The organism is Halosegnis longus (genome assembly GCF_009663395.1).
In the GTDB taxonomy this organism is placed as follows: Archaea; Halobacteriota; Halobacteria; order Halobacteriales; family Haloarculaceae; genus Halosegnis; species Halosegnis longus.
The window spans coordinates 587,713-610,919 of record NZ_QKNW01000001.1; the positions used below are offsets into that span (position 1 = coordinate 587,713).

Below are 23,207 nucleotides of genomic sequence, written 5' to 3' on the forward strand. Positions count from 1 at the left end.
TTATATACCATCCCGCGCCAGCCGGCGCGTGTAACGGGGTCGACTCGTGCGCGCCGAGGCGGGTGTGTGACCGACCGCACGAGAAGGCGAGGTCGCCTGTTAGCTACTGAGAACGGACCGATAGCGGTCGCCGGCGGAAGTGTCGGCAGCGAGTGCCGACTCGATGCGAGGAGAGAGCCAGCCGTCGTCGATGAACCGCTCGTACACCGGGAGCCGCTCGCGGAGTGGGACACCGCCAGCGTCGGCCACGGATTCGAGTTCACGCAGCGCCGGCCACGCGTAGTCGGGGTTGATGTGGTCGTCGGTCACCGGGGAGACGCCGCCGAGGTCGTCGATGCCGCAGTCGAGGAGCTTCGCGACCGGCGCGAGGTTCGGCGGCGACTGAACGCTCACTTCCTCGGGGAGACACGCCCGCGCCATCGCGGTCGTCTCGCGCATGATATCGAGCGCGGGCGCGGGGTCCGTCCACCGCTCGTTGGGCGTCACCGGCTGGACGATTATCTCCTGGATGTGGCCGTACTGCTCGTGGAGGTCACGAATCGCCAGCAGACTCTCCGCGCGGTCGCGGCGCGTCTCCCCGATGCCGACGAGGATACCCGTCGTGAACGGCACGCCCAGTTCCCCGGCCACGCGGAGGGTGTTGAGCCGCTGGCCCGGCGATTTCGCGCGCGGGCCGCCGTGTGCCTGCACGTCTGCCGTCGTCTCCAACATCACGCCCATCGAGGCGTTCAGGTCCGCGACCAGCCCCATCTGCTCGTAGGTCTGGTCGCCGGGGTTCGCGTGCGGAAGCAGGCCGGCGTCGAGTGCCACCTCGCAGGCGGCGCGCAGATACGCGTGGATTGAGTCGTACCCCCACGCGTCGAGCTGGTCGTGAATCTCGGTGTAGCGGTCGTCGGGGTCGTCGCCGAAGGTGAACAGCGCCTCGGTACAGCCGGCATCGGCTCCCCGTTCACAGATGTCGCGCACCTCCTCCAGCGACAACAGCGTCGCCTGCCCGGGGGCGTCGTAGTAGGTGCAGTAGGTGCAGGTGTAGCGACACGCCGTCGTCAGCGGAACGAACACGTTGCGCGCAAAGGTGAGTTCGTCGGCGCTCGCCACGTCGTCCGGCGTCGTCGCGAGCAGCGACTCGACCGCCGTCGGGTCGATATCGACCGTCACGTCGTACTCGTTGAGGCCGGAAATCACGACAGATAGTGACGCCTCTGTGAGCAAAAGTGTGCGGATGCGCGCGAAACGAGGAAATGGACGCGCCGAGCCAGTGACAGTCAGGGTGCCCTCGACCGGCAGTTCCGGATCGGCGCGACCAGCGCGAGCGGGACTCGCGCACTCACTGGTACGGAGTGCTACGGTAAAATGGTTACTCCCTACGTGATATCAATCCCGCCCGTCCCGACGAAATCGCGTGCGTCCGTCGGTGGTCTCGACTCGCCCGCCGTGCTCGCGGAGCCAGCCTGTTGTCTTCCCGTCACCGTGCAGGAGCACCTCGACGAGGTCGGCCGGCTCGTCGATATCGACGCCGAGCCGGTAGGAGTCGACCGTCGACACCGTCGCGCCGACGGCGCGGGCGCGCTCGCGGTGGTCTCGCACCGAGACGCCGTGGTAGTCGGTCTCGAACTCCGGGTGGCGCACGACGAGCGCGTTGGTCCCGCCGCCGAGTCCGGGCGCGACGACCACGTCCCCCTCGGTGTCGAGGAGCCGCGTAATCGTCTCGCCGCGCACGAGCGGCAGGTCCGCCATCACGACCGCGGTCGGCCCCTCTCCGAGTCGCGCGTTCACCGCCGTCGTGAGCGGCCGGTCGTCGACTCGCGTCGGCGCGGCCGCGTCGACGGGTGCGTTCGCAACGACGACCGGCTCGTGGTCGGAAAGCGCCGCGAGCACGTCGTCAAGCATCGCCTCGGCGAGGTCGCGGCGCTCTGAGGGCGAGAACACGGACGAAAGGCGGCTCTTCGGGTCTCTCGCCCCGAACGGGACGAGCACGCGCATCTATCCGAGCTTGTCGTAGCTGTCCTGCTGGGAGCGCCAGTAGGCGACGCCGCCGACGAGCAGGCCGATCACGACGAGTCCGGCGACCGCATACAGGATGAGCTGGTTGCGGTTCTCCGTGCTCTCATCCTGTCGGGCCTGCTGTTCGGCGTTGTTCGCGAACGTCACGGCGGAGCCGAACTCCTCGTTGTTGTACGCCTCGATGGCGTTTTCGAGCGTCGTCTGGGCCTCGTTTCCGGCGTTGGTCTCCTCAATCGTCTGTTGTGCGGTCTCGATTGCCTCGCGCGCCTCCTGTGAGTCGGGCGTGAAGTGGTGGACCGACGTGCTGGAGAGGGCTTGGCTCGTGCCGCCCGAGCGGACGAGTCGGAACTGCGCGAGCGTGTACGTCTCTTCGGGCTCGAACTGGTAGCTCTCGATTTCCGGGGTCGTTCCCCGCACCTCGACGGTGACGCTGTTCGTCTCCGCGGAGCCGGAGTCGATGTCGATGCTCGCGTCGAACTCGCCGCCGTCGTACGACTGCTGGTCGATTTGGTTACCCGCTTGGTTGTACTTCGTCACCGTCCACGTGACGCCCGTGAGATTCGTCTGTCCGTTGAGCGTCCACGACTCGTAGTCGGTGTACAGTTCTGTGAAGGTGTAGGTAGCCGTCACTTCGGTGCCAACCTCGGACTCCTGTGGAACGCCGTCGCTAGCTGTCTCGACCGCCGCCACCGCACCGACGGCAATCGAGAGGACGACTAGCGCGGCGATGACCGCGCTAGAATAGCGGCTCAAGTTCATCTTCGTCGTCTTCGACGAGTCCGTGTAAATTCTCTTCGCTCTCGTTTTTGATCTCCTCGATGTTGTCCTGTGCCTCGATTGCCACCTGCTGGAGCTGCTTGATGCGTGGCACGTCCGTCACGCCAGACAGCAGGATGACGCCGGCGACGAAGCCGGACTCCGAGACCGGGTAGTCGCCGCCCCGGACCTCCATCGAGCCGGTCTGCTCTTCGAGCCACTTCCGCCCCCGCTCTATCCCCTTCCGATTCAGGTACTTCGGCGGTCCGGACATGACGAGCAGCGCCCGCTCCGTCCCATCGATTTCACACGGGAGCGTGAGTCGCCCCAGCGCGGCCTTGCGCACGAGCGACGTGATGCGGTTCGTGGTGTTGGCAACGTCGAGGTCGTCCTCGTCGTCTCCGCCTTTAAACCGTGAGAGCAGTCCTCCGGAAGACTGCTTTTCCACCTCCTCGGCGGCGTACCCGACCGTCGAGACGCCGCCGCCAGAGAGCGTGTTGATGATCTCAGAGGAGTCGACGACGGACTCGGCGACCTCGCCGCCCGGCTCGATTTCGCCCGCGCCAAAGAGGATACCGAACCGCTTGACGATTTCCTCGTTGATTTCGTCGTAGCCGCTCTCGACGGACTGGCCGGTCTTGCGCCAGGCGTCGTTGTCGAACACCATGAGGTTGTCAACCTCGCGGACGAACGTCTGGAACGAGCGGGCCGCGTTGAGCGTGTAGATACCCCCCTCGTCTTGGCTCGGCAGGATACCGAGTCCGTAGACAGGTTCGGTGTAGATGCGCTGGAGATGCTTCGAGAGGACGGGCGCACCGCCCGAGCCGGTTCCGCCGCCGAGTCCCGCGAGCACGAGGAACGCGTCCACCTCGTGGACGGGAATCGAGTCGATTGCACCCTGCACCTCGTCGATGTCCTCCTCGGCAATCTCGGCTCCGAGTTCGTTGTCGGCCCCGACGCCGTGGCCTTTCACTCGGGCCTGTCCGATGAGAACCCGGTTTTCCTCCGGGACGTGTTCGAGTCCCATGAGGTCGGCCTTCGCGCTGTTGACGGCGATGGCCGCTCGGACAATCTCGCTGCCCGAGCGTTTGTCGTACTCGAGGAACTTGTCGAGTACTTTCCCGCCGGCTTGCCCGAAGCCAATCATTGCGAGTTTCATTCTCTTGGCTATACGCGGACTCGCGCACTTGATAAGCTTTCGCCCCAGAACGGCGCCCGATAGGCGGTTTCAGGCACCGCCATACCCGTCACTGCCCGCGATTATGCTTCGAGGTCGGCGTCTGTCACGCCGAGATACGACTGGAGCGTCGTCAGCTCCGAGGCCTCCCAGCCGAACGCGTCCACGTCGTTGTCCTGTGTCGTGTTGTCGAACTTCAGCGACCGGTACTGGTCAGAGCCCATCGGCGCACCGGGCACCAGATCCAGCATCGACAGCCCGATGCCCGCAAGCGCCATCGGCACGGGCAGAATCGAGACGGGCTTGTTTTTCGCCGCCCACGCCAGCTCCGCGACCTCCGCCAGCGTCAGCTCCTCCGGGCCGCCAATCTCGTAGGTGCGACCGGCGTGGGGGTCGTCGTCAGACTCGCCGACACGGACGATAGCCTGCACGACCTCGTCCTCGTCGTCGTCCGTCTCGGCGTTCGGTCCCGTCGTCGTCCCCTCGACGCCGTCGGCAATCATCTCGACCAACTCCTCGACGAAGACGGGCTGGAAGCGGGTCTTGCCCGCACCCGGCAGCGGCGTCAGATACGGCGTCGCCAGCTTCCGCGTGAACGGGACGAACTCGCCGCCGTCGCCGAAGACGACCGACGGTCGGTAGATGACCCACTCGCGGGTCGACCCCTTGACGACCTCCTCGGCCTGTCCTTTCGACTGGATGTACGCGGTCGGACCGTCCGGGTCCGCACCGAGCGCGGACAGCTGGACGAACCGCGGCACGTCGTTTGCCTCGGCGGCCTTGACGGCGTTTTCCGTGCCGCGGAGGTGCACCTCGAAGTGGACCTCGTCGCCGCCGTCGGGCTTGAACAGCGGCGACAGCGCCACCAGCTGCACCACGCAGTCGACGCCCTCGAAGTGGGGTTCGATGGAGTCGTAGTCGGTCACGTCACCCTGTACCGTCGCCACGTCGCGGTCGAAGTCGGCCTCGTGTGGATTGCGCGCCAGCGCGGTCACCTCGTGGCCGCGAGCCGCGAGCGTGTCACACAGATACGAGCCGACGAAGCCGGTCCCACCAGTTACCAGTACGTGCATACTCCCCCCTACGCGTGAACGAAACCTAAAGACTCGCCATTGGCACGGTTCCCCGGTGTTGATGTGCGGGGGCGACGACGACCGGGTATGCTCGTCACGCTCGAAGGAATCGACGGCGCGGGGAAGACGACGGTGCTGGAAGCCCTCTCTGACGCCTACCCCGATGCACGCACCACCCGCGAGCCGACAACCTCGTGGTACGGCGACGCCGTCAACCGCTCCATCTCCTCGCCCGACTCCGACTCGCTAGCGGAGCTGTTCCTGTTCATCGCCGACCACGCAGACCACCTCTCGCGGGTCATCGAGCCGGCGCTCGACGACGGCGACCTCGTCATCTCCGACCGCTACGTCGACTCCCGCATCGCCTACCAGGGCGCGGCGTTACAGGGACAGGTTCCCCGACCGATGGAGTACATCCGCGGCATTCACACCGCCTTCACGCGGATGCCCGACGCCACCATCTACTTCGATATCGACCCCGAGACCGGCGCGGAGCGTGCCGGTGCGACGAACAAACTCGAACACGCCGACTTCCTGGCCGAAGTCCACGAGAACTACGAGCGGCTCATCGACCGCGACCCCCAACGGTTCCACCGTATCGACGCCAGCCGGTCGCCCGAGGCCGTCATCGACGCGACCGAGGACGTGCTCGAGTCACTCCTGTAGATACGGCGCGAGTAGCTCGCGCTCGTGGAAGTCGTCCGGAAGCGACGAAACCCACCGCGCGTCGTGAATCTCCCCGTCGTGGACCCCGAGCGCGTCGGCGTCGGCGAGTTCCCCGTCGGCACGCGCGTCGAAGACGACGTACTCGGCGGTGAACCACTCGTCCCCGTTCTCATCGCAGTAGCGCTGGTCGAGCACCACGAGCGGCTCGCCAATCTCGGCGTCGAGTCCCGTCTCCTCGCGCACCTCCCTGCGGGCGGCCGCGCGCGGCGTCTCGCCGGCCTCGACACCGCCGCCGGGGAGAAACCACCCGTCGGCCCACTCGTTTCTGATAAGCGCGAGCCGGCCCGCGGAATCGCGGACCCGCGCCGCGGCCGCTCGTCCGGTGCCATCGACGGCCCACGGCTCGAGTTCGGCGAGTCGCGACTCGGAGAGTCGGAGCGTCTGTGGCTGTCTGGGCGCGTCCTTCACAGGTTGTCGGGCACCTCCACCTCGTCGGGGGAGGGCTGCCAGAAGTAGTCGAACGACATCCCCAGCGCGAGGGGCATCACGACCGTGAGTCCGAGCACGGTCGCGGCGCTGCCGAGATTCGGGCCGAGTCCCGCCCCGCCCATCACGAGCACGAGCGTCACGAGCACGAGCGGCGTCAACAGCACGGAGTAGACAATCGGCCCCCACTGGGTGTTGAGTTGGACGCGGAAGAATCGAGTGAGCAGCGCCGCGACGACGCTGTTCACCCCGAGGATGACGAACAGCCCGACGATATCGACGGCCGAAACCATACCTCCGGTACGGGTGGGAGGGGTTTGGGTGCTCCGCTCACGTCCGACGCGTCAGCACAGTCACCGCGACCGCGACGAGCAGCGACGGGAACCCCGCCTTCACCAACGTGCCGACGTAGCTACCCACATTGAGTGAGCCGCCGCCATCTCCACCGCCGCCCGACAGCCGGAGACTCAGGAGAATCACGACGAGCAGCCCCATCACGAGGAAGCCGACGAAGTTCCCGACCGCCGCCGTGACGCCCGCCGGCCCCAGCGCGTCACCGAGCGACTCGTCCACGTGAAGGGTGACGGCGACGGCGACTACCGGACCGACCAGCGCCGCAAAGAGGATGACGACGAGCGCGAACAGCCCGGAGAAGAGTTGGCTCTCCCCGCCGCCCCCGAGTGCGCCAATCATCAGGTAGCCGGTCAGTCCGATGCCGACCCCGAGGATGGCGAAGACGGCGAGGATGACGCCGAGCGGCCGGAGGCGAATCGGGGCGTCGCCGCCCGCGTCAGGTGCCGGCTCGCGCTGGTCGGCCGATTCGTCGTGTGACATATCCGCACGGGGACGGGGCAGGTGAAAAATCGTTCGGCGCGTGCCGGGAACGCCGACGCTTTGCCGGTGGGCGCGTGAGTGTGGGCAATGAGAGACGAGACCCTCGTGGAGTGGCGCGAGTGGGGCGAGGAAGCGTTTGCCGAGGCCAGCGCGCAGTCGAAGCCGCTGTTGCTCTCGCTGTCGGCGTCGTGGTGTGTCGCCTGCGACGAGATGGACCGCGGTGCGTACGCCGACCCGCGGCTCGCCGGCCACCTGAAGGAGAGTTTCGTCCCCGTCCGCGTGGACGTGGACCGCCAGCCCCGCGCTCGCGAACGGTACAACATGGGCGGGTTCCCCTCGACCGTGTTCTGCACCCCCGAAGGGAAGATTATCACCGGCGCGGGCTACCTCTCGGCCGACGGTCTGCGGCAGGCAATCGACACCGTCCGGGAGACGTGGGACGCGAAAGGGACCGAGGCCGGCCGCATTCCCCGCGCACTCCAGAATCCCGACCCGCCACGGGGGGCGGTGACGGCCGAAATCGAGGCGCACTTCGTGGAGCAGGTCGCCGAGGCGTTCGACGCGGAGTTCGGCGGCTGGGGGACGGACGCGAAGTTCCCGCTTCCCCGCACCGTCGAGTTCGCCGCCAAACGCGACACCGAGCGCGCGAGCCGCACCCTCCAGGCGATTCAGGCGCACCTGTACGACACCTACGCCGGCGGCTTCTACCGGTACGCCACCAATCGGAACTGGGCGGGCGACATCCACCGCGAGAAGCTCACCGACGAGAACGCCGCGCTCGTGCGAGCGTTCGCGACCGGCTATCTCCACACCGGCGACGAGTCGTACCGCGACACCGCACGGGGGACCGTCGAGTATCTGACGACCGACCTCTGGACCGGCGACGCCTTCGCCGGCTCGCAGGCCGGCGGCGACTACTACACCCTCGGTCCCGCAGAGCGCGAGGAGGCCGACCCGCCGGTCGTCGACGAGACGGTGTACGCCGACCGGAACGGACTCGCCGCGGACGCGCTGTTCCGATTCGCCGGCTACACCGACAACGAGCGCGCCCGCACCTACGCCGCACGCGCCATCGAACACGTCACGGACACGCTGGTCTCGGACGGCGTCGTCACCCACTTCGACGAGCCGGACGCCGAGTCCGGGCTCCTGCTCGACGGCGCGCGCGTCCTGCTCGGGTTAACCGCCGGCACGCAGGCCACCGGCGACGCGTCGTATCTCGACACCGCACGCGAGATTGCCGACACACTCCGGGTACAACAGGCCGACGACGGCGCGTTCCTCGACGGCCCGGAGACGGGTATCGGCCTGCTCGACCGCCCGCTGCGACCCCTCGACGCGAACATCGAACTCGCGAACGCGCTCATCGACCTCGCGGCGCTGACCGGCGAGGACGCCTACCGCGAGACGGCCGGCGAGACGCTCGAAGCCTTTGCGGGTGCAGCAGAGCGCATGGGCGCTGACGTGGCCGAGTACGGTGCCGTCTGTGCGCGCTACGTCTACGACCCGCTCGTCATCGAGACGCCGGAAGCCGGCAGCGACCTCCACCGCGCGGCGTGGCGCGTGGCCGACCACGAGAAGGTTGTCGTCCCGAGCGACCGGTCGGACGCCGTGGTCGTGCGTGGCGGCGAGCGCTCCGAGCCGGCAGAGACGCCCGAGGAACTGCTGGAGCGGGCCAGCGAGACCCGGCCGGAATCCGTCATCGGCGAGTAGCCGGTAAACGAAGCGAGTGTTTTTGTCCCCGGAGGGGAATACCGGACAATGGCAACCCTGCGGGATTTGGGCCTCTCCGAGTACGAGGAGCGCGCCTACCGGGCGCTGCTCGATGCCGGACCGACAACGGCAAAGGAGTTGTCGGCGGCGAGCGACGTGCCGATGGGCCGCATCTACGACGTGTTGAACAGCCTCGACCAGCAGAGTCTCGTCCGGTCACAGACCGCGAGTCGCCCCAAGAAGTACGCGCCCGTCGAGCCACAGACCGCACTCGACCGCCTGCTCGACGCCAAGAAGTCGGAGCTCGCCGCCCAGCGCGAGCAGTACGAGTCCATCGTCGGAACGCTACAGGGTGAACTCGAAACGACCGACACGCCCGACGAGACGTTCTGGACGGCCGCCGTCGGGACCGAAGAGACGGCCGAACTCCTCGTCGAGCGGCTCGGCTCCGCGAGCGAGGAAATCGTGATGTGTCTCTCCTCACAGACCCCGCAGCTGTTCGATATCGACCGCTACGGCGAGACCGTGCTGGATGAACTCGTCGCCGCACTCGACCGGGGGGCGACCGTCAGACTCCTGCTCCGGCGGAATCTCGTCCCGGCGCTCCCGGAGGCGATCGGCGTGCGCTACCGCGAGTCGCTGTCGGACCACGACCGGTTTCAGGTCCGGACCAGCGACGACATCACGGGGACGTTCACCTTCGTCGACACCGTCGAGACGGTCGTGGAGGTGCCACACCCGCTCGACCGGTCTGCCACCTTCGGCGTCATCGACCTGACCGACCGCGAGTTCGCCAACTCGCTGTCGGACACTTTCGAACCCCGGTGGAGTGAGGCCGACCCGCTCTCGATTTAGCCGTCGCGCGCCACCAGATTCGCAACCGTCCGGCCCGCGAGCGCCTGTGTCTCCATGGTCGAGGCGACCGACTCCATCGCGTTCACGTAGTAAAGCCCGTCAGCGAGCCGGAACGGCGGAATCGGCGTCGTCGGCTCCAGTCGCGGGAACGCCCGCCAGCTCACCTCCTCCAGCTCGTCGATGGAGGCAAACAACGACTCCAGTAGCGCGGGGGTGGCCCCCTCGCGGGTCGTCAGCTTGTACACCGACCCGTCGGCGCGCTCGCTCACGTCGCGCAGGTGGACGAACTCGGTCGGCGAGTCGGCGCTCGTGACGACCAATCCGGGGAGGTCCTCGACCGACTGCTCCCCGAAGTAGACGGGGTCGAGTCGGCCGGCGACGTACGCGACCGACAGCTCCGAGAAGTCGCGGTCGCCGTAGCCGGCGGGCGTCGAGACGCCCGAAAGCTCGATGTCGGCGAACTCGGCGGGCGCGGCGAGACAGACGGCGTCGTACTGTTTTCTCGTGCCGGACGCAGTGAGACGGGTCGTCTCCTCGCTGACCGCGACACGTTCGACCGGCGTCTCGGTGTGGACGGTCGCGTCCGCCGCTGCGAGCAGTCGCCGACACAGTTCGGCGTTCGGCACGTCGAGGGTGTAGGTTCCGCTGCCCATTCCCGTCAGCGCGACCAGACAGGCGACGGCGTTCAGCGTCGGGTCCTGCCCGTAGATGGTGCGGGTCGTCCCGGCCACGAGTTCGTCGACGAACCGGGAGCCGACGCCGTGGTCGGTGAGATACTCGCGGCCCGACTGTGTACACACCTCCCCGAGTCCGACCGTCTCGAACAGTCGCTCGGGCGTCTCGAAGGCCGTCTCGGCGTGGTCGTAGATGGCGTCGAACCGGTCTGCGACCGCCGCCGCCTCGGCGCGTGCTCGGCGGGGTGAGAGCCCGTACCGCGTGAGCAGCCGAAACAGCGTCACCGGCTCGGTCCCCGCGGTGGTGAGCGGGAACCGACGCCCGTCCCAGACGCCGGTGCGTCCGGTCCCACGACTGACGGACTGGCGCTCGAAGCCGAACCGGTCGACCAAGGAGCCGATACAGCGGTTGCGCTCGTGGATGTGTTTCCCGCCGGCCTCGAACCGTCGCCCGCCGACGGAGACGGAGCGGAGCCGACCGCCGACGCGCTCGCTCGCCTCGTACACGTCGACACGCGCCGTGTCGGACCGCTCGCGCAGAAACCACGCCAGCGACGCGCCGCCGATGCCGGCCCCGACGACCGCGACTGCCGGCCCCGACGACCGCGACTGCCGGCCCCGACTCGTCTCGTCGCATGTGGTAATTTATTTGACGAGCGAGGAAGCTAAAAGACTACGTCTGTTTTCTCGTCAGTCGTCGCCGTTCATCTCCGCGCGAAGCTGGCCGAACTCGGCGACGCGCTCTGCGTGGGCGTTGTGCTGGTGGATGGACTCGTCGTTCGACTGCACCATCGTCAACACGGCCTCGTCGGGGAGGTCGAGCCGGTCGACCGAGAGTTCGGCGAGCGAGCGCACGCAGTCCTCGACGAACTTCGCGTTGGCGTGAGACTCGTACGTCATGTGGTCTTCGTCCGGGCGCTTGGCGTAGTTGTAGATGCGCGCCGACATCGAGTCGCGCGCGACGTCGATGAGGTCGTGCAGCTCGATATCCGGCGTGCCGGGCGTCTCGACGGTGAGGGTGGCGTGGCCACGCTGGCTGTGACCCGGCTGTGGAACCTCATCGAGGAACTGTTCGATGACCTCGCCGTCGACGCCCATCTGATCGAGCGTCTCGCGGGCGCGCACCTCGCTCATCCCCTGTGAACAGGGACAGACCGTCATCCCGACGACGTGACAGCCAATCTCCTCGTGGGTGCCGTCCTCGTCGGCCGTCGCGCCGGCGATGATGTCGGCGGTCGCCTGCGTCTGGCGACCCGACGCCGGCGTCTCCTCGCGGATGACGTACTCGGCTTCCATGTTGACCTCCGCGCGGGAGGTGTAGTCGTGTTTCTCGAGCAGGCGTTCCGCCACATCGCCACACACGTCCTCGACGCGGTAGGCCGGCTCGTCGAGCGCCTCCTCCAGCATCTCGTCGACGACCTCCATGTTGCGGGACATGTCGATGCCCTTCCGCCACTTCGGGAGGTCGACGTACGCTTCGAACTCCGCCATCAGAACAATCGGTCGCTCGTGTTCGCGGTCGATTTTCACGAGCTTCTCCACCCCGGTGACCCCGACTCGATTCAGACCGACACTCACGTCCGGACTCGACGCCTGCACGTCCGGCAGTTGCTGACTCATTGGGCTAGCAAGGGCCGGGACCCCTTTACGGGTTTCTACCCCCGTACTCGTTTGTGGGTTTTCCGGCTACTCCAGCTTCGCTAGCGCGGCGAAGAAGTCCAACTCCGGACCGACGGTCCGGGTGGGTGTCTGTGCCGTCTGGACCGTCAGCTCCGCGGGCGGTTCCAGCTGTGCCCGCGAACGGCCGTCGGCGACGACGTACGCTGTCTCCGCGTTCGACACGCGCACGGAGACCTCGTCGTCGGGGTCGATGACCAGCGGCGGCATCGCGCCGTCGGCTGCCATCTCGGTCACGACCAGCCCGTCGGCCCGCGGGTGGACCACCGGTCCCCCTTCCGAAAGGTTGTACGCGGACGACCCCGTCGGCGTCGCGACGATGAGTCCGTCGGCGTGCGCCTCGGAGTAGGTCTCGCCGTCCAGCCGCACCTCGATGTCGAGTCCGTTGCCGTGGCCGCGCTGCGGGCCGAGCACCGACACCTCGTTGAGCGCCGGCGGCAGGTCGATACCCTCGCCGACGGCCTGCACGCGCCGCAGTTCCCGGTAGCTCGCCTCGCCGGCCCGAATCGCCGCCACGGTGTCGGCGACGACCGCCGGCGCTTCCTCGGGGGTGAGCGGGTTCAGAAAGCCGACTTCGCCGAGGTTCACGCCCAGTATCGGCGCGCCGTCGGTGGTCCGAGCGGTGTAGAGGAAGGTCCCGTCGCCGCCGACGGAGACGACGAGGTCGTAGTCGGTCATCGACGCCGGCTCGACGCCGTCGCGGTCGAGGGCGCTCGCCGTCTCCGGGTCGAACCGGACCGTCGCGTCGAGGAGGCTATCGAGGTCGGCCGCGAGCCTGACCGCTCGGTCGTTGCCGCGTTGCGCGACGACACCAACGTGCATCGTCGGCGATTCGCTCGGCCCGCCGATAAGGGTCACGACCCCGAGGCCACACTTATCTCTCTGCGTCGGGAACGGAGAGATATGCGCGGACAGGAGGGGGAAACGTGAGCGAAGACGCCGAGGAGGACGACTGGTTCGAGTCGGACGCGAGCGACGACGAGTCGGACGAACTCGACTGGGACGACTGGGAGACCGGCTCGGACGGCGACTCGGACAGCGACTCGGACGAGGAGCCGTCGGAGGAATCCGGAGCCGAAGACGGCTCGGACGGCGGCTCGTTGACCGCCGGTCTCGGCGGCGCGTCGGACGCCGAAATTCCCCCCGACGCTGGCGACGAGTCGCCGGAGCCGGCCGCCGAGCCGACGGCCGACGAGTCCGGCGACAGCGCCGGCGGTCTTGGGAGTTCGGAGTTCTTCGGCGGTGAGTTCGGCACACCGGAGATGCCGAGCGACGACGAGATGGACGACCCCTTCGCCGAGGACGACGAGGAGGAGGAGTCGCTGGAAGCCGCCCCCGGCACGGAGTTCGACGAGGAGTTCGAGTCGGAAATCCCCCGCATCGACATCGGGGTCACCGGACTCGACCAGATGATTCAGGGCGGGGTACCAGCCCGCTCGCTCATGGTCGTCATGGGCTCTGCCGGGACCGGGAAGACGACGTTCGGCCTCCAGTTCGCCAATCGCGGCCTGGAGAAGGGAGAGAAGGCGGTGTACATCACGCTGGAGGAGACCCGCGACGCCGTCATCGCCGCCGCCAGCGAGAAGGGCTGGGACTTCGAACGGCACACCGAGAACGGCGACCTCGCAATCGTCGACCTCGACCCGATCGAGATGGCGAACTCGCTGTCCTCCATCCGAAACGACCTCCCCCGGCTCATCGACGACTTCGGTGCCGAGCGGCTGGTGCTCGACTCCGTGTCCCTGCTCGAGATGATGTACGACGACCAGGCGAAGCGCCGGACCGAGGTGTTCGACTTCACCAAGTCGCTGAAGAAGGCCGGCGTCACCACGATGCTCACCTCCGAGGGGAGCGAGGACAACCCGTACGTCTCTCGCCACGGCATCATCGAGTATCTGACCGACGCGGTGTTCGTGCTCCAGTACGTCCGCTCGGAGTTTCAGGAGACCAGACTGGCCGTCGAGATTCAGAAGATACGGAACGCGAACCACTCGCGCGAGACGAAGCCGTACGAGATTACCGACGACGGCATCTCGGTGTACCAGCAGGCGAACATCTTCTGAACCTTTTTACACGGCGGGTCTGCGACCCGCCGGCAAAAACGTTCACGAAAAAGACACGTCGGGCCTCCAGTCGCTGGCCTCCGGCCAGCGGTAGTCGGCCCTCGGTCCTGCGGCTCGCTCCGCTCGCCGCAGCGAAATGCCTCCCGTTGGTCGGCGTACACTGAACTGACCGCAACCTCGACAGTGACCACAACGGCACAGCAACCACACCACGACCGCACCGCACCAGCACAGCAGTCGCACCGCCGTCGCGCCGGACGGAAAGCCCCTTGAGGAGTCCACTCCGAGTCGGGGTATGAGCGATATCGACCTCGAGGCGGCGAAGTACGAGAAACACCGACAGGCCGGCGAGATTCTCGGCCAGGTGCGGGATGAGGCCGCCGAGCGAACGGAAATCGGCACGGGCTATCTCGAAATCTCCGAGTGGGCCGAAAACCGCATCCGCGAACTCGGCGAGGAGAAGGGCATCGACGCGAAGCCCGCGTTCCCGGTGAACGTCAGCGTCGACCACGAAGCCGCCCACGGGGCCGCCGGCCCCGACGACGACCGCACCATCGGCGAGGAGATGGTGAAACTCGACATCGGCGTCCACGTCGACGGCTGGCTGGCCGACACCGCCGTCACCGTCGACTTCACCGGCGAGACCGAGTTGGTCGAGGCCGCAGAGCAGGCGCTCGATGCCGCGCTCGACCTCGTGGAACCGGGCGTCCACACCGGCGAGGTCGGCGCGGAAATCGAGTCGGTCATCGACGGCTACGGCTACAACCCCATCGTGAACCTGACGGGCCACGGCCTCGGCCACTGGGACCAACACACCGCGCCGAACATCCCGAATCGCGCGGTCGACAGCGGGACCGAACTCGAGGTCGGCGACACGGTCGCCATCGAGCCGTTCGCCACCGACGGCGGCGGAAAGGTCACCCAGGGCCAACAGGAGGAGATTTACTCGCTCGAACAGGAAGCGTCGGTCCGCAACCGACAGGCGCGACAGGCGCTCGAACAGATTGTCGAGGAGTTCAAGACGCTCCCGTTTGCCCGCCGGTGGCTCGACACCGACCGCGCGGAGATGGCGCTCCGTCGGCTCGAACGGCAGGACGTGGTTCACGGCTATCCCGTCCTCCAAGAGGACGAAGGCTGTCTCGTCGCCCAGCGCGAACACACGATTATCGTCACCGAAGACGGCTGTGAAGTGACGACGAAGTAACACGCAGATTGTCGGAGGCCGAGGGGATTTACACCCCGAAACCGTACGAGTGGTGTGGAGAATCCGTACGAGGTGCTCGGCGTCGAGTCGGACGCCGACGAGGCGACCGTCGAGACCGCCTACCGCGAGCGCATCAAGAACGCACACCCCGACCACGGCGGCGACATGGAGGAGTTCCGTCAGGTGCGTGCCGCGTACGAGACGATTCAGGCCGACGACCTCCCCGCGACGACCGAGGAACCGGATGCCCCCGCCACGACGGAGGAAGAACCCGACGACGACGCATCGACCGGTCCCGGCGAACGACGGGGCGCGCGACGGCGCACCAGCCCCGACGAGGAGGAACCGGCCGACCCCGACTCGACGCCGGACAAGAGCCGCGTCGAGTATCTCAACTACGAGGTGTTCGACGACTACGGCTGGGAACTCACCGACGACGACCTCTTCGCGAAGGCCAGCGACGCCGACTTGGACCCCGAGGATTACGGTCGCCTGCTCGTCCAACAGAACGAAACCCTGCTCGAAGCCGCCGAGAATCGCGGCTTCGCGTGGCCCTACTCCTGTCGCGGCGGTGCCTGCTCGAACTGCGCCGTCGCGCTCGTCGAGGGGGAGATGCCCACTCCCGCCGGTCACATCCTCACCGAGGAGTGGCTCGACCGCGGCATCCGGCTGTCGTGTCTCTCCGCGCCCGTCACCGAGTCCGCGAAGGTCGTCTACAACGTGAAGCAGTTACCCGGACTGGAGGAGCTTATTCTGCGTCCGAGCCGATTCTCCAGTGCGAGGATGGACTGAGCGAGGTTACGAATCCTCGATTTGTTCCCGTACAGCGGGGAGCTTCTCGGCTAGTTCCGCGTGTATCGCCTCATCGCCGATGTACGGCTCCGATTTCTCGATGAAGTAGTCCATCTTCGCGAGGAGCTGCTGTGCCAGTTCATCCGACGCTGCCAGCCCGTAGTAGTCGCTGTTGTCCAGAATATCCGCGGCCTTGACGAGGACCGCAGGTCGTCCGAGCGCGAAGCAGCTATCGTAGATGTCGTAGTGGCGTTCGAGATAATCGTCGATACTCGGGTCGAAACTGGCCGCGGCGACGATATCCGCGACTTCCGGTCCGAACCGCGACCGAATCTTGTCGGCGGTCACGTCCGTGTCCTCGATGAGGTCGTGGAGGAAGCCGGCGACGACAGTTGCTTCCTCGTACCCCCGGTCGTAGAGGTCCATCCCCACGCGCGTGCTGTGGAGCACCACCGGCTTCGGGTTGTCGCCCGAGGCCTCGAACGAGTGGACCAGATACTGGAGCGCCCGCTCGATTTCCTCGTCTTCGGTCGCGTCGCGCATCGTACCGAACGCGAGTCGCGGAGGAGTAATGTCCCTTCGGTCGACGCGACAGCGGGCGGCTATTTTACCCGCGGCGCGCACACGTCGGGTATGGACCAACTGTTCGCCCCGTGGCGCATCGACTGGATCGAACGCGACGAGACCGACATCGAGGGGTGTCCCTTCTGCGTGTTGCCGGACCGCGACGACGACCGCGACTCCCGCATCCTCGCGCGCAACGACCACGCGTTCGTCATCCTCAACAACTACCCGTACAACCCGGGCCACGCGATGGTCATCCCCTACCACCACACCGGGGAGTACCGCGACCTCGACGAGGAGACGCTGCTCGCGATCGCGACGCTCAAACAGAAGACGTTCGACGCGCTCGATGCCGCGCTCGGCCCGGAGGCGTTCAACACCGGGATGAATCTCGGCGGTCCCGCGGGCGGTTCCATCACCGACCACGTCCACGCCCACGTCCTCCCGCGGTGGGGCGGCGACACGAACTTCATGCCCGTGCTCGCGGACACGAAGGTCATCGTCGAGGCCGTCGACGACACCTACGAGCGGGTTCGCGAGGCCTTCGCCGACCTCGACGGGGCACACGACCCCGGCGAACCGGCCGCAGTCGAGTTCTAGTCGGCGGCTTCGGCGTCTGTGACCTCGGCCTGCCAGTCGCGCAGGCGGTCGGCAGAGACCCCCTGTACGTCCCCGGCGACGGTTTCGGGGTCGGCCGCAGAGAGGTCTGACAGGCTCTCGATGCCCGCGGCGGCGAGCTTTTCCGCTGTTTTCGCGCCGACGCCGTCGAGGTCCTCGATTGCGCTCGCGGCCTGTCGCTCCTGGTACTCCGCGTAGTTACAGATCGGACAGCCCAGTTCCCACGGCTCGTCGTCGTCCTCGCCGTCGCGCACGACGAGTTCGGGCAGGTCGTGCTCCTCGCAGCGGGCGTCCGTCACCTCGATGTCGCCCCGGCGCGGGAGCGGGAGCGAGTAGTCACAGTCCGGGTAGCGCGTACAGCCGACGAGCCGCGACCCCGACCGAAGCTGTTTGATAGCGAGTTCGCCACCGTGGTCCCCGCCGCACTCGGGGCAGGCACCGATGACCCTGTCCTCGGTCTCGTCGGCCTCGTCGGCCTTACAGAGGGGACAGCCGTGGGTGAACGTCGACCGGCCAGCGAGCATCTTCACGTGACCGAGCCCGTGTTCGTCACACACCTCGTCGGTGACGGTCGGCTCACCCTGACTCGGGAGCGGGAGCGTGTACTCGCAGTCGGGATAGCCGTCACAGCCGACGAAGTACGAGCCGCGGCGCGACCGGCGAACGAGCAGGTCGTCGCCACACTCGGGACAGGGACCGAGCGTCTTGTCCTCCTTCAGCGACGTGCGCAGGAAGTCACCGATTTCCTCGCGGTGTTCGTGGAGGTCCTCGAAGACGCGCTGGAGCATCTCGCGCGACTCGTCGGTCACCTCGTCCAGCGACTTCTCGCCGGCCGCGATGGCGTCCATATCGGCCTCCAGTTGGGCGGTCATCGCCTCGTCGGTGACGTGGTCGGCGAACTGCTCTGCGGCCTCCACGACCGCCATCGCCAGCCCGGTCGGTCGCGGCGGGTCGTTCTCGATGTAGCCGCGGTCGTACAGCTTCTGGATGGTCTCGTGGCGGGTCGCCTTCGTCCCGATGCCCATCGACTCCATCGTCTCGATGAGCCGCGACTGCCCGCGGCGACGCGGCGGCTGGGTCTCCTTCTCCTCGAGCCGCACGTCCGAGAGGTCGAGGTCCTCGCCCTCCTCGACTTCGGGAACGACGTTCTCGCTGGCCGAGGAGTACGGGTAGACGGCGTGGTAGCCGGCCTCGACGAGCCGCTTCCCGTTGGCCTTCAGCGAGCGACCGTTTGCGGTCGCGACGACGCGCAGATGTGCCCACGTCGCCGGCTCCGCACAGGTCGCGAGGAACCGCCGCACGACGAGTTCGAACACCTCCCACTCGTCCTCGCTGAGGTCCTGGCGGCCGGGAATCTCGCCGGTCGGGTGGATGGGCGGGTGGTCGGTCGTCTCCTCGTCGCCCTCGGTCGGCTCGATGTCGTCCTGTTCGAGCAGGCCGGCGGCGTCCTCGCCGAACGCGCCGGTGTCGGCGAAGGTGGCGAGCAGTTCCTCGGGGTCCAAGTCCTCGGGATAGACGGTGTTGTCCGTACGCGGGTAGGTAATCCAGCCGGCGGTGTACAGCTCCTCGGCGATTGACATCGCGCGCTGGGCGGAGTAGCCGAGCGACCCGGCCGCGCGGATGAACTGCGTCGTGTTGAACGGAGCCGGCGGGTCGTCGGTTCGGGTGCGTCTGCGCACGGACTCGACGCTCGCGCTCGTCGCCTCCCGGAGGTCCTCGTAGGCGGCGTCGGCGTCGGTCTCGTTCCAGACGCGCTCGTTTTCGGTGCCGTCTTCGCCCTCGTAGAAGTACTGCGCTTCGAACGCCTCGTCGTCTTTGGTGAGGTCGCCGAAAATCTCCCAGTAGTCGTCGGGGTCGAACGCCTGAATCTCGCGTTCGCGGTCGACGATGAGCTTCAGCGTGGGCGACTGGACCCGACCGACGGAGATGAAGTCGTTGCCGAGTTGGCCGGCGGTCAACGAGAGGAACCGCGTCAGTGCGGCCCCCCACATCAGGTCGATAATCTGGCGCGCCTCGCCCGCGGCCGCGAGGTCGAAGTCGAGGTCGTCGGGGGTGGCGAAGGCGTCCCGTACCTCGCGTTCCGTAATCGAGGAAAACCGGACGCGCTTGATGGGGATGTCCGCCTCCTCCTCGATGAGTTCGTACGCCTCCTTCCCGATGAGTTCGCCCTCGCGGTCGTAGTCGGTGGCGATGACGGCCTCGTCGGCCTCGCGGGCGAGGGATTTGAGCGCGGTGACGATGTTCTCCTTCGTGGGCGTCTTGACGACCGAGGCCTCGGAGAGTTCGACGGGCTGGACGTTGCGCCAGTCGCTGTACTCGGGCGGGAAGTCGACGCCGACGACGTGGCCCGACAGCCCGATACAGCGCGTGTCACCCCACCGGTAGATGTTGACCCCGTTCGTGCGTTCGACACCGTGGCCGCCCTCCGAGAGAATCTCCGCGATGCGCCGGGCGGCGTTGTCCTTCTCGGTGACGATGAGTTCCATTATCGGAATTAGGGCCGACAGGCGAAATAAACGCTTCGACGGCCGAAATCGACAGCAGGCGCGCCTGTGCGCGTGCTCTCGCGTGTACGTGCTCGTGCGTGTCGTGGTCGGGTTGGAGTGGTCTGTTTTCGATACTGCTGACGCTGTTTGGTATGGTTTCGACAGCACCGCGACCACTCTCGATGCTTGGCATAGGGGAAACAGCACCGCGACCGCAGCGGTCGCATCGCGCCACGAGGGCGCGACGGACCGCTCGCTCGCGTGTCGCTGCGCTCCCGCTCGCTGGCCCGCGGCCTCCGGCCGCTCTCCCAACCTTTCACCACGACACACACGCGCCACGGGCGCGGTGCGTCAGGCCACCGGCTCGGTTGCCTGTGCGGATGGCGTGGGCCGGCGCGCCTCGTGCGCGCCCGTCGTCGCGAGGGACGAGTGAGTGAAACGAACGAGTCGGTTGGGGAGGCTCGTGGGCGGTGCGGCCGGGGGGACTGAAAGGGGCGGGCGTGTCGCGCGTGTTTGGTCGGCTCCGTGACCCCTCTCGACGTGAGCGAAGCGAACGAGAGATGTCACGGAGAGACCGCGACACGCCCGGGGCTTTCAAACTGTACTCACCAAAGCAATCAGAGAAGTCGAACTCCTAATCAGAATCGGGCAAGCGACACGTCCAAACCACCGCCACCCGAACACCGAGAAAGTGAAACAGGCCCACCGCCACGAGCGTCCGACGGGCGTCGAGTGGTACGTCAGCGACACCGACGGCACCGGCGGCCACCTTCGCGACTCCGCCGACGCCTTCCGGGTGCGCGAACTCGAAGCCGTCGAGCCGGAGCCGCTCGACGCCGACCCCGGCTCGTACGCACACGTCGTCTTCCGGGCGACGCTGCGCGAGTGGGACACCAACGCCTTCGCGGGCGCGCTGGCGTCGAAACTCGGCGTCTCCCGCGAGCGCGTCTCGTGGGCCGGCACGAAGGACAAGTACGCGGTGACGACACAGCTGTTCTCCGTTCGACTCGACGACGAGCGCGACCTGCCCGAACTCGACGGCGCGGACATCGAGCCGCTCGGCCGCGTGGGCCGACCCGTCCTCTTCGGTGACCTCGCGGGCAACGAGTTCGAGATTTCGGTCGCGGAAGCCGACCATCCCGAACGCGCGAGCGACATCACCGCGGAACTCCGGGCGTTCGCCGGCGACGACGAGCGCGTCGGCGTGCCGAACTACTTCGGGCCACAGCGGTTCGGGAGCGCGCGGCCCGTCACCCACCGCGTCGGGCTGGCGATTCTCCGCGGCGAGTGGGAAGCGGCCGTCCGGACCTACGTCACGTTCACGAGCGAGACGGACCCCGAGGAAAGCGCGAAAGCGCGGCGGGCCGTCGACGACCGGTGGGGCGGCGACTGGGGTGAGCTGACGGAACTGCTCCCCGGCCGACTCAACTACGAGCGGTCGCTGTTGCAGGGACTGGCCGAGACCGGCGGCGACGACCCCGAAGACTTCCGGGCCGCGCTCGAACGGTTCCCGTCGAATCTCCAGCAGTTACTCGTCCACGCGGCGCAGTCGTATCTGTTCAATCGCATCGTCTCGACGCGGCTGGAGCGGGGGCTACCCTTCGACGGTGCGGTCGCGGGGGACGTGGTCGCCTTCGCCGACCGGGACGCCCCGCTTCCCGTGCCGGACATGGACCGGCTCCAGCGCGTGGACGAGAACCGCGTAACGACCGTCAATCGCCACGTCGAGCGCGGGCGGGCGTTCGTCACCGCACCGCTCGTCGGCACGGAGACCGACCTCGCGGGCGGCGAGCCGGGCGATATCGAACGCGAGATACTGGCCGACGAGGGAGTCGAGCCGTCGGATTTCGACCTGCCCGGTGAGTTTCACTCCGAGGGGACCCGGCGTGCCGTGCTCGTGACGACAGACCTCACGGTGACGGAGCCGCTGACCTTCCAGTTCCAGCTACCGAAGGGGAGCTACGCGACGACGCTGTTGCGGGAGTATCTGAAGGTCGCGCCCGACCAGTTGGGGTAGCGTCACACGCCGCCAGCAGACTTTTTTCACCGACCCCCGGTAGACGGCGTATGGACCCCGAGAACGACGCCTACGGCCAACTGCTCCGCGACCACGTGGACGGCGAGGCAGGGCGCGAAATCCTCGAACGCGACGACGGATTGGTGTCGGTCGCGCCGCCGCCGGACCGCTATTTCGCCGAGCGCGAGGAGTGGAGTCCACGCGAGCAGACGGCCATCGAGCGCGCCGAGGGCCGCGTGCTCGACGTTGGCTGTGGCGCGGGTCGGGTCGGGCGCGCCCTCGATACCGAGGTCGTCGGTATCGACGTGTCGCCGGGAGCCGTAGCGGTGAGCCGCGAGCGGGGCGTCGACGCGCGGGAGGTGGACGTGACCGAGACCACGCAGTTGGCTGGGGAATTCGACACGGTCGTCATGTTCGGCAACACCTTCGGGCTGGTCGGGACGCGCGAGCGAGCGCCGCGGGTGCTCGACGCGCTGGCGCAGGTCACGACCGACGACGCCCGGATTCTCGCGGACACGCGCGACCCACACGCCACTGACGATGCCGTCCACCGCGAGTACCACAACCTGAACCGTCGGCGCGGCCGACTGCCGGGGGCGCTTCGGGTGCGGAGTCGCTACGAGACGACCGCCACCCCGTGGTTCGACCTGCTCACAGTGTCGCCCGACGAGCTGCGTGAGGTGCTCGCACCGTCGCCGTGGGACCTCCGCGAGGTCGTGGCGTCGGACGAGCGGGGCAGCTACGTCGCCGAGCTACGGAAGTCCTGACGCCGGCTCCGGGCGGTTTATCCGCCGGCGTCGTCTCTCTCAGGTATGGACTGTCGGCAGTGTGGCACGGCGCTCGAACGCCCCGGCGATTTCTGTCTCACCTGCCGCACCCCGAACACCGACACCGTCGTCATCGCCTGCGACCGCGACCGCGCGACCGTGACCTGCCTGCTCGACGAGGAAATCGTCGCAGAACGGACCGTGACCACGCTGCCGGAGGACGACCCCGAACAGGAGCCGCGCGAGCTCCGGAACTTCGCCGGCAGAGTCGCCGACGAGGTCCACCGGAAACGGCCGGAGGAGGTGTACGCGGCCGGCGACAGGGAGGTGCTTGGCGCCGTGCGCGCGGAACTGCATTACACGCTCTACCGTGTTCCTGACGAGGACCCCGTCGCGCACGTGCTCGAACGGCAGGGCGAACCCGCCCTCGAAGTCGTGAACACGCCGCCGCGCGAGAAGTTGGGCGGGAGCCACACGACGCTCATCGGGGAACGCGACGGGATGGAGGCCATCCAGACCGTCGGCGACCACCCGCACGTGAAGAAGATTATTCCCGGCCCAATCGACGCGGGCGGTGCCGGCTCGAACTCGGGGGTACGGGCGAAGGCGACCCGCGCCGACGACACCGGCAACGTCCGGCTGTTGATTCGTGACGGCTCCTCGGTCCAGGAGAATCGCGTCGTCACCACCGCCGACAGCCGGGAGTTGGGCGAGCGCATCCGCGAGGACCTGAACCACGCGCTGCGCGAGACGGAGCTTCAGGAGTAGGGGCATCTCGCAG

General features: G+C 67.5%; 23 protein-coding genes. 10 read left to right on the forward strand and 13 right to left on the reverse strand.

All coding sequences use genetic code 11. From position 1 onward, the window contains the following. Nucleotides 1-99: 99 nt before the first annotated feature. From cofG to DM818_RS03290, 5 genes are all read right to left on the reverse strand, one after another. Nucleotides 100-1,185 carry a 7,8-didemethyl-8-hydroxy-5-deazariboflavin synthase subunit CofG gene (gene cofG / locus DM818_RS03270; protein ID WP_075938096.1) on the reverse strand — a complete coding sequence of 362 codons (1,086 nt, stop codon included), beginning with the start codon at nt 1,183-1,185 and terminating at the stop codon, nt 100-102. Between the two features lie 189 nt (nt 1,186-1,374). Next, nucleotides 1,375-1,983, reverse strand: a complete 609-nt coding sequence (gene cofC, locus DM818_RS03275) for a 2-phospho-L-lactate guanylyltransferase (protein ID WP_075938095.1) — start codon at nt 1,981-1,983, stop codon at nt 1,375-1,377. After that, nucleotides 1,984-2,763: a hypothetical protein gene (locus DM818_RS03280; protein WP_123123833.1), complete on the reverse strand. Its 780-nt coding sequence runs from the start codon at nt 2,761-2,763 to the stop codon at nt 1,984-1,986. Further along, nucleotides 2,741-3,919 carry a tubulin/FtsZ family protein gene (locus tag DM818_RS03285; protein WP_172977277.1) on the reverse strand — a complete coding sequence of 393 codons (1,179 nt, stop codon included), beginning with the start codon at nt 3,917-3,919 and terminating at the stop codon, nt 2,741-2,743. The genes DM818_RS03280 and DM818_RS03285 overlap by 23 nt, the downstream gene beginning before the upstream one ends. Before the next feature lie 101 nt (nt 3,920-4,020). Continuing rightward, a complete protein-coding gene (locus DM818_RS03290) occupies nt 4,021-5,010 on the reverse strand; it encodes a complex I NDUFA9 subunit family protein (RefSeq protein ID WP_123123832.1) in 990 nt (329 codons plus the stop codon). Between the two features lie 87 nt (nt 5,011-5,097). On the opposite strand from DM818_RS03290, the gene tmk reads away from it, so the two are divergent. Beyond that, the gene (tmk, locus tag DM818_RS03295; RefSeq protein WP_075938092.1) at nt 5,098-5,676 is read left to right on the forward strand and encodes a dTMP kinase; all 579 of its coding nucleotides are present in this window, start codon (nt 5,098-5,100) and stop codon (nt 5,674-5,676) included. Here the strand turns inward: tmk and DM818_RS03300 are convergent. The 3 genes from DM818_RS03300 to DM818_RS03310 are packed head-to-tail and all read right to left on the reverse strand — an operon-like array spanning nt 5,665 to nt 6,996. After that, nucleotides 5,665-6,144: an NUDIX hydrolase gene (locus tag DM818_RS03300; RefSeq protein WP_123123831.1), complete on the reverse strand. Its 480-nt coding sequence runs from the start codon at nt 6,142-6,144 to the stop codon at nt 5,665-5,667. The genes tmk and DM818_RS03300 overlap by 12 nt on opposite strands. Next, complete coding sequence (locus tag DM818_RS03305; protein ID WP_075938090.1) at nt 6,141-6,455, reverse strand: hypothetical protein; 315 nt, start codon at nt 6,453-6,455, stop codon at nt 6,141-6,143. Before DM818_RS03305 ends, DM818_RS03300 begins: the two co-directional genes overlap by 4 nt. A 37-nt stretch (nt 6,456-6,492) precedes the next feature. Next, nucleotides 6,493-6,996, reverse strand: a complete 504-nt coding sequence (locus DM818_RS03310; RefSeq protein WP_075938089.1) for a hypothetical protein — start codon at nt 6,994-6,996, stop codon at nt 6,493-6,495. An 87-nt stretch (nt 6,997-7,083) separates the two neighbouring features. Between DM818_RS03310 and DM818_RS03315 the strand changes: the two genes are divergently transcribed. Continuing rightward, the gene (locus tag DM818_RS03315) at nt 7,084-8,709 is read left to right on the forward strand and encodes a DUF255 domain-containing protein (RefSeq protein WP_075938088.1); all 1,626 of its coding nucleotides are present in this window, start codon (nt 7,084-7,086) and stop codon (nt 8,707-8,709) included. 48 nt (nt 8,710-8,757) lie between these two features. Then, complete coding sequence (locus DM818_RS03320; protein ID WP_075938087.1) at nt 8,758-9,564, forward strand: TrmB family transcriptional regulator; 807 nt, start codon at nt 8,758-8,760, stop codon at nt 9,562-9,564. On the opposite strand, the gene DM818_RS03325 is transcribed toward DM818_RS03320, so the two are convergent. The 3 genes from DM818_RS03325 to DM818_RS03335 all read right to left on the reverse strand — a co-directional run bounded on the left by DM818_RS03325 (nt 9,561) and on the right by DM818_RS03335 (nt 12,737). Next, nucleotides 9,561-10,883 carry a prenylcysteine lyase family protein gene (locus DM818_RS03325; RefSeq protein ID WP_153952292.1) on the reverse strand — a complete coding sequence of 441 codons (1,323 nt, stop codon included), beginning with the start codon at nt 10,881-10,883 and terminating at the stop codon, nt 9,561-9,563. The genes DM818_RS03320 and DM818_RS03325 overlap by 4 nt on opposite strands. 45 nt (nt 10,884-10,928) lie before the next feature. Further along, nucleotides 10,929-11,858 carry a GTP cyclohydrolase MptA gene (mptA, locus tag DM818_RS03330; RefSeq protein ID WP_075938085.1) on the reverse strand — a complete coding sequence of 310 codons (930 nt, stop codon included), beginning with the start codon at nt 11,856-11,858 and terminating at the stop codon, nt 10,929-10,931. 66 nt (nt 11,859-11,924) lie between these two features. After that, the gene (locus tag DM818_RS03335) at nt 11,925-12,737 is read right to left on the reverse strand and encodes an NAD(+)/NADH kinase (RefSeq protein ID WP_075938084.1); all 813 of its coding nucleotides are present in this window, start codon (nt 12,735-12,737) and stop codon (nt 11,925-11,927) included. Between the two features lie 104 nt (nt 12,738-12,841). On the opposite strand from DM818_RS03335, the gene DM818_RS03340 reads away from it, so the two are divergent. The 3 genes from DM818_RS03340 (at nt 12,842) to fer (ending at nt 15,974) form a co-directional block, all read left to right on the forward strand. Then, entirely contained in the window at nt 12,842-13,978 is a 1,137-nt protein-coding gene (locus DM818_RS03340; protein ID WP_075938083.1) for a KaiC domain-containing protein, read from the forward strand. A 295-nt stretch (nt 13,979-14,273) separates the two neighbouring features. Beyond that, nucleotides 14,274-15,182, forward strand: coding sequence for a type II methionyl aminopeptidase (gene map / locus DM818_RS03345; RefSeq protein ID WP_075938082.1), 909 nt, complete (start codon nt 14,274-14,276; stop codon nt 15,180-15,182). 54 nt (nt 15,183-15,236) lie between these two features. Then, nucleotides 15,237-15,974 (forward strand): ferredoxin Fer, encoded by a 738-nt coding sequence (fer, locus tag DM818_RS03350; RefSeq protein ID WP_075938081.1) that lies wholly within the window; start codon nt 15,237-15,239, stop codon nt 15,972-15,974. Between the two features lie 6 nt (nt 15,975-15,980). On the opposite strand, the gene DM818_RS03355 is transcribed toward fer, so the two are convergent. Then, nucleotides 15,981-16,517 carry an HD domain-containing protein gene (locus tag DM818_RS03355; RefSeq protein WP_123123828.1) on the reverse strand — a complete coding sequence of 179 codons (537 nt, stop codon included), beginning with the start codon at nt 16,515-16,517 and terminating at the stop codon, nt 15,981-15,983. A 90-nt stretch (nt 16,518-16,607) separates the two neighbouring features. On the opposite strand from DM818_RS03355, the gene DM818_RS03360 reads away from it, so the two are divergent. Beyond that, nucleotides 16,608-17,138, forward strand: coding sequence for an HIT family protein (locus tag DM818_RS03360; RefSeq protein ID WP_075938079.1), 531 nt, complete (start codon nt 16,608-16,610; stop codon nt 17,136-17,138). Here the strand turns inward: DM818_RS03360 and DM818_RS03365 are convergent. Further along, nucleotides 17,135-19,642 carry a DNA topoisomerase I gene (locus DM818_RS03365; protein WP_153952293.1) on the reverse strand — a complete coding sequence of 836 codons (2,508 nt, stop codon included), beginning with the start codon at nt 19,640-19,642 and terminating at the stop codon, nt 17,135-17,137. The genes DM818_RS03360 and DM818_RS03365 overlap by 4 nt on opposite strands. A gap of 691 nt (nt 19,643-20,333) precedes the next feature. Here DM818_RS03365 and truD point away from each other — a divergent pair. From truD to DM818_RS03380, 3 genes are read left to right on the forward strand one after another with little or no spacing between them, the layout of a single operon-like run. After that, the gene (truD, locus tag DM818_RS03370) at nt 20,334-21,659 is read left to right on the forward strand and encodes a tRNA pseudouridine(13) synthase TruD (RefSeq protein ID WP_123123827.1); all 1,326 of its coding nucleotides are present in this window, start codon (nt 20,334-20,336) and stop codon (nt 21,657-21,659) included. A 50-nt stretch (nt 21,660-21,709) separates the two neighbouring features. After that, entirely contained in the window at nt 21,710-22,426 is a 717-nt protein-coding gene (locus tag DM818_RS03375) for a class I SAM-dependent methyltransferase (RefSeq protein WP_075938076.1), read from the forward strand. A gap of 45 nt (nt 22,427-22,471) precedes the next feature. Next, nucleotides 22,472-23,194: a DUF2103 domain-containing protein gene (locus tag DM818_RS03380; RefSeq protein ID WP_123123826.1), complete on the forward strand. Its 723-nt coding sequence runs from the start codon at nt 22,472-22,474 to the stop codon at nt 23,192-23,194. The last annotated feature ends 13 nt before the right edge of the window (nt 23,195-23,207 follow it).

Excerpts from the sequence above, each read along its gene's own strand:
- DM818_RS03360 (WP_075938079.1), top strand. The coding sequence starts at position 16,608 with ATGGACCAACTGTTCGCCCCGTGGCGCATCGACTGGATCGAACGCGAC.
- DM818_RS03365 (WP_153952293.1), bottom strand. The coding sequence starts at position 19,642 with ATGGAACTCATCGTCACCGAGAAGGACAACGCCGCCCGGCGCATCGCG.
- DM818_RS03290 (WP_123123832.1), bottom strand. The coding sequence starts at position 5,010 with ATGCACGTACTGGTAACTGGTGGGACCGGCTTCGTCGGCTCGTATCTG.
- DM818_RS03285 (WP_172977277.1), bottom strand. The coding sequence starts at position 3,919 with ATGAAACTCGCAATGATTGGCTTCGGGCAAGCCGGCGGGAAAGTACTC.
- DM818_RS03375 (WP_075938076.1), top strand. The coding sequence starts at position 21,710 with ATGGACCCCGAGAACGACGCCTACGGCCAACTGCTCCGCGACCACGTG.
- DM818_RS03320 (WP_075938087.1), top strand. The coding sequence starts at position 8,758 with ATGGCAACCCTGCGGGATTTGGGCCTCTCCGAGTACGAGGAGCGCGCC.
- DM818_RS03310 (WP_075938089.1), bottom strand. The coding sequence starts at position 6,996 with ATGTCACACGACGAATCGGCCGACCAGCGCGAGCCGGCACCTGACGCG.
- cofC (WP_075938095.1), bottom strand. The coding sequence starts at position 1,983 with ATGCGCGTGCTCGTCCCGTTCGGGGCGAGAGACCCGAAGAGCCGCCTT.
- DM818_RS03315 (WP_075938088.1), top strand. The coding sequence starts at position 7,084 with ATGAGAGACGAGACCCTCGTGGAGTGGCGCGAGTGGGGCGAGGAAGCG.
- DM818_RS03355 (WP_123123828.1), bottom strand. The coding sequence starts at position 16,517 with ATGCGCGACGCGACCGAAGACGAGGAAATCGAGCGGGCGCTCCAGTAT.
- DM818_RS03280 (WP_123123833.1), bottom strand. The coding sequence starts at position 2,763 with ATGAACTTGAGCCGCTATTCTAGCGCGGTCATCGCCGCGCTAGTCGTC.
- DM818_RS03380 (WP_123123826.1), top strand. The coding sequence starts at position 22,472 with ATGGACTGTCGGCAGTGTGGCACGGCGCTCGAACGCCCCGGCGATTTC.
- tmk (WP_075938092.1), top strand. The coding sequence starts at position 5,098 with ATGCTCGTCACGCTCGAAGGAATCGACGGCGCGGGGAAGACGACGGTG.
- map (WP_075938082.1), top strand. The coding sequence starts at position 14,274 with ATGAGCGATATCGACCTCGAGGCGGCGAAGTACGAGAAACACCGACAG.
- mptA (WP_075938085.1), bottom strand. The coding sequence starts at position 11,858 with ATGAGTCAGCAACTGCCGGACGTGCAGGCGTCGAGTCCGGACGTGAGT.
- DM818_RS03305 (WP_075938090.1), bottom strand. The coding sequence starts at position 6,455 with ATGGTTTCGGCCGTCGATATCGTCGGGCTGTTCGTCATCCTCGGGGTG.
- DM818_RS03335 (WP_075938084.1), bottom strand. The coding sequence starts at position 12,737 with ATGCACGTTGGTGTCGTCGCGCAACGCGGCAACGACCGAGCGGTCAGG.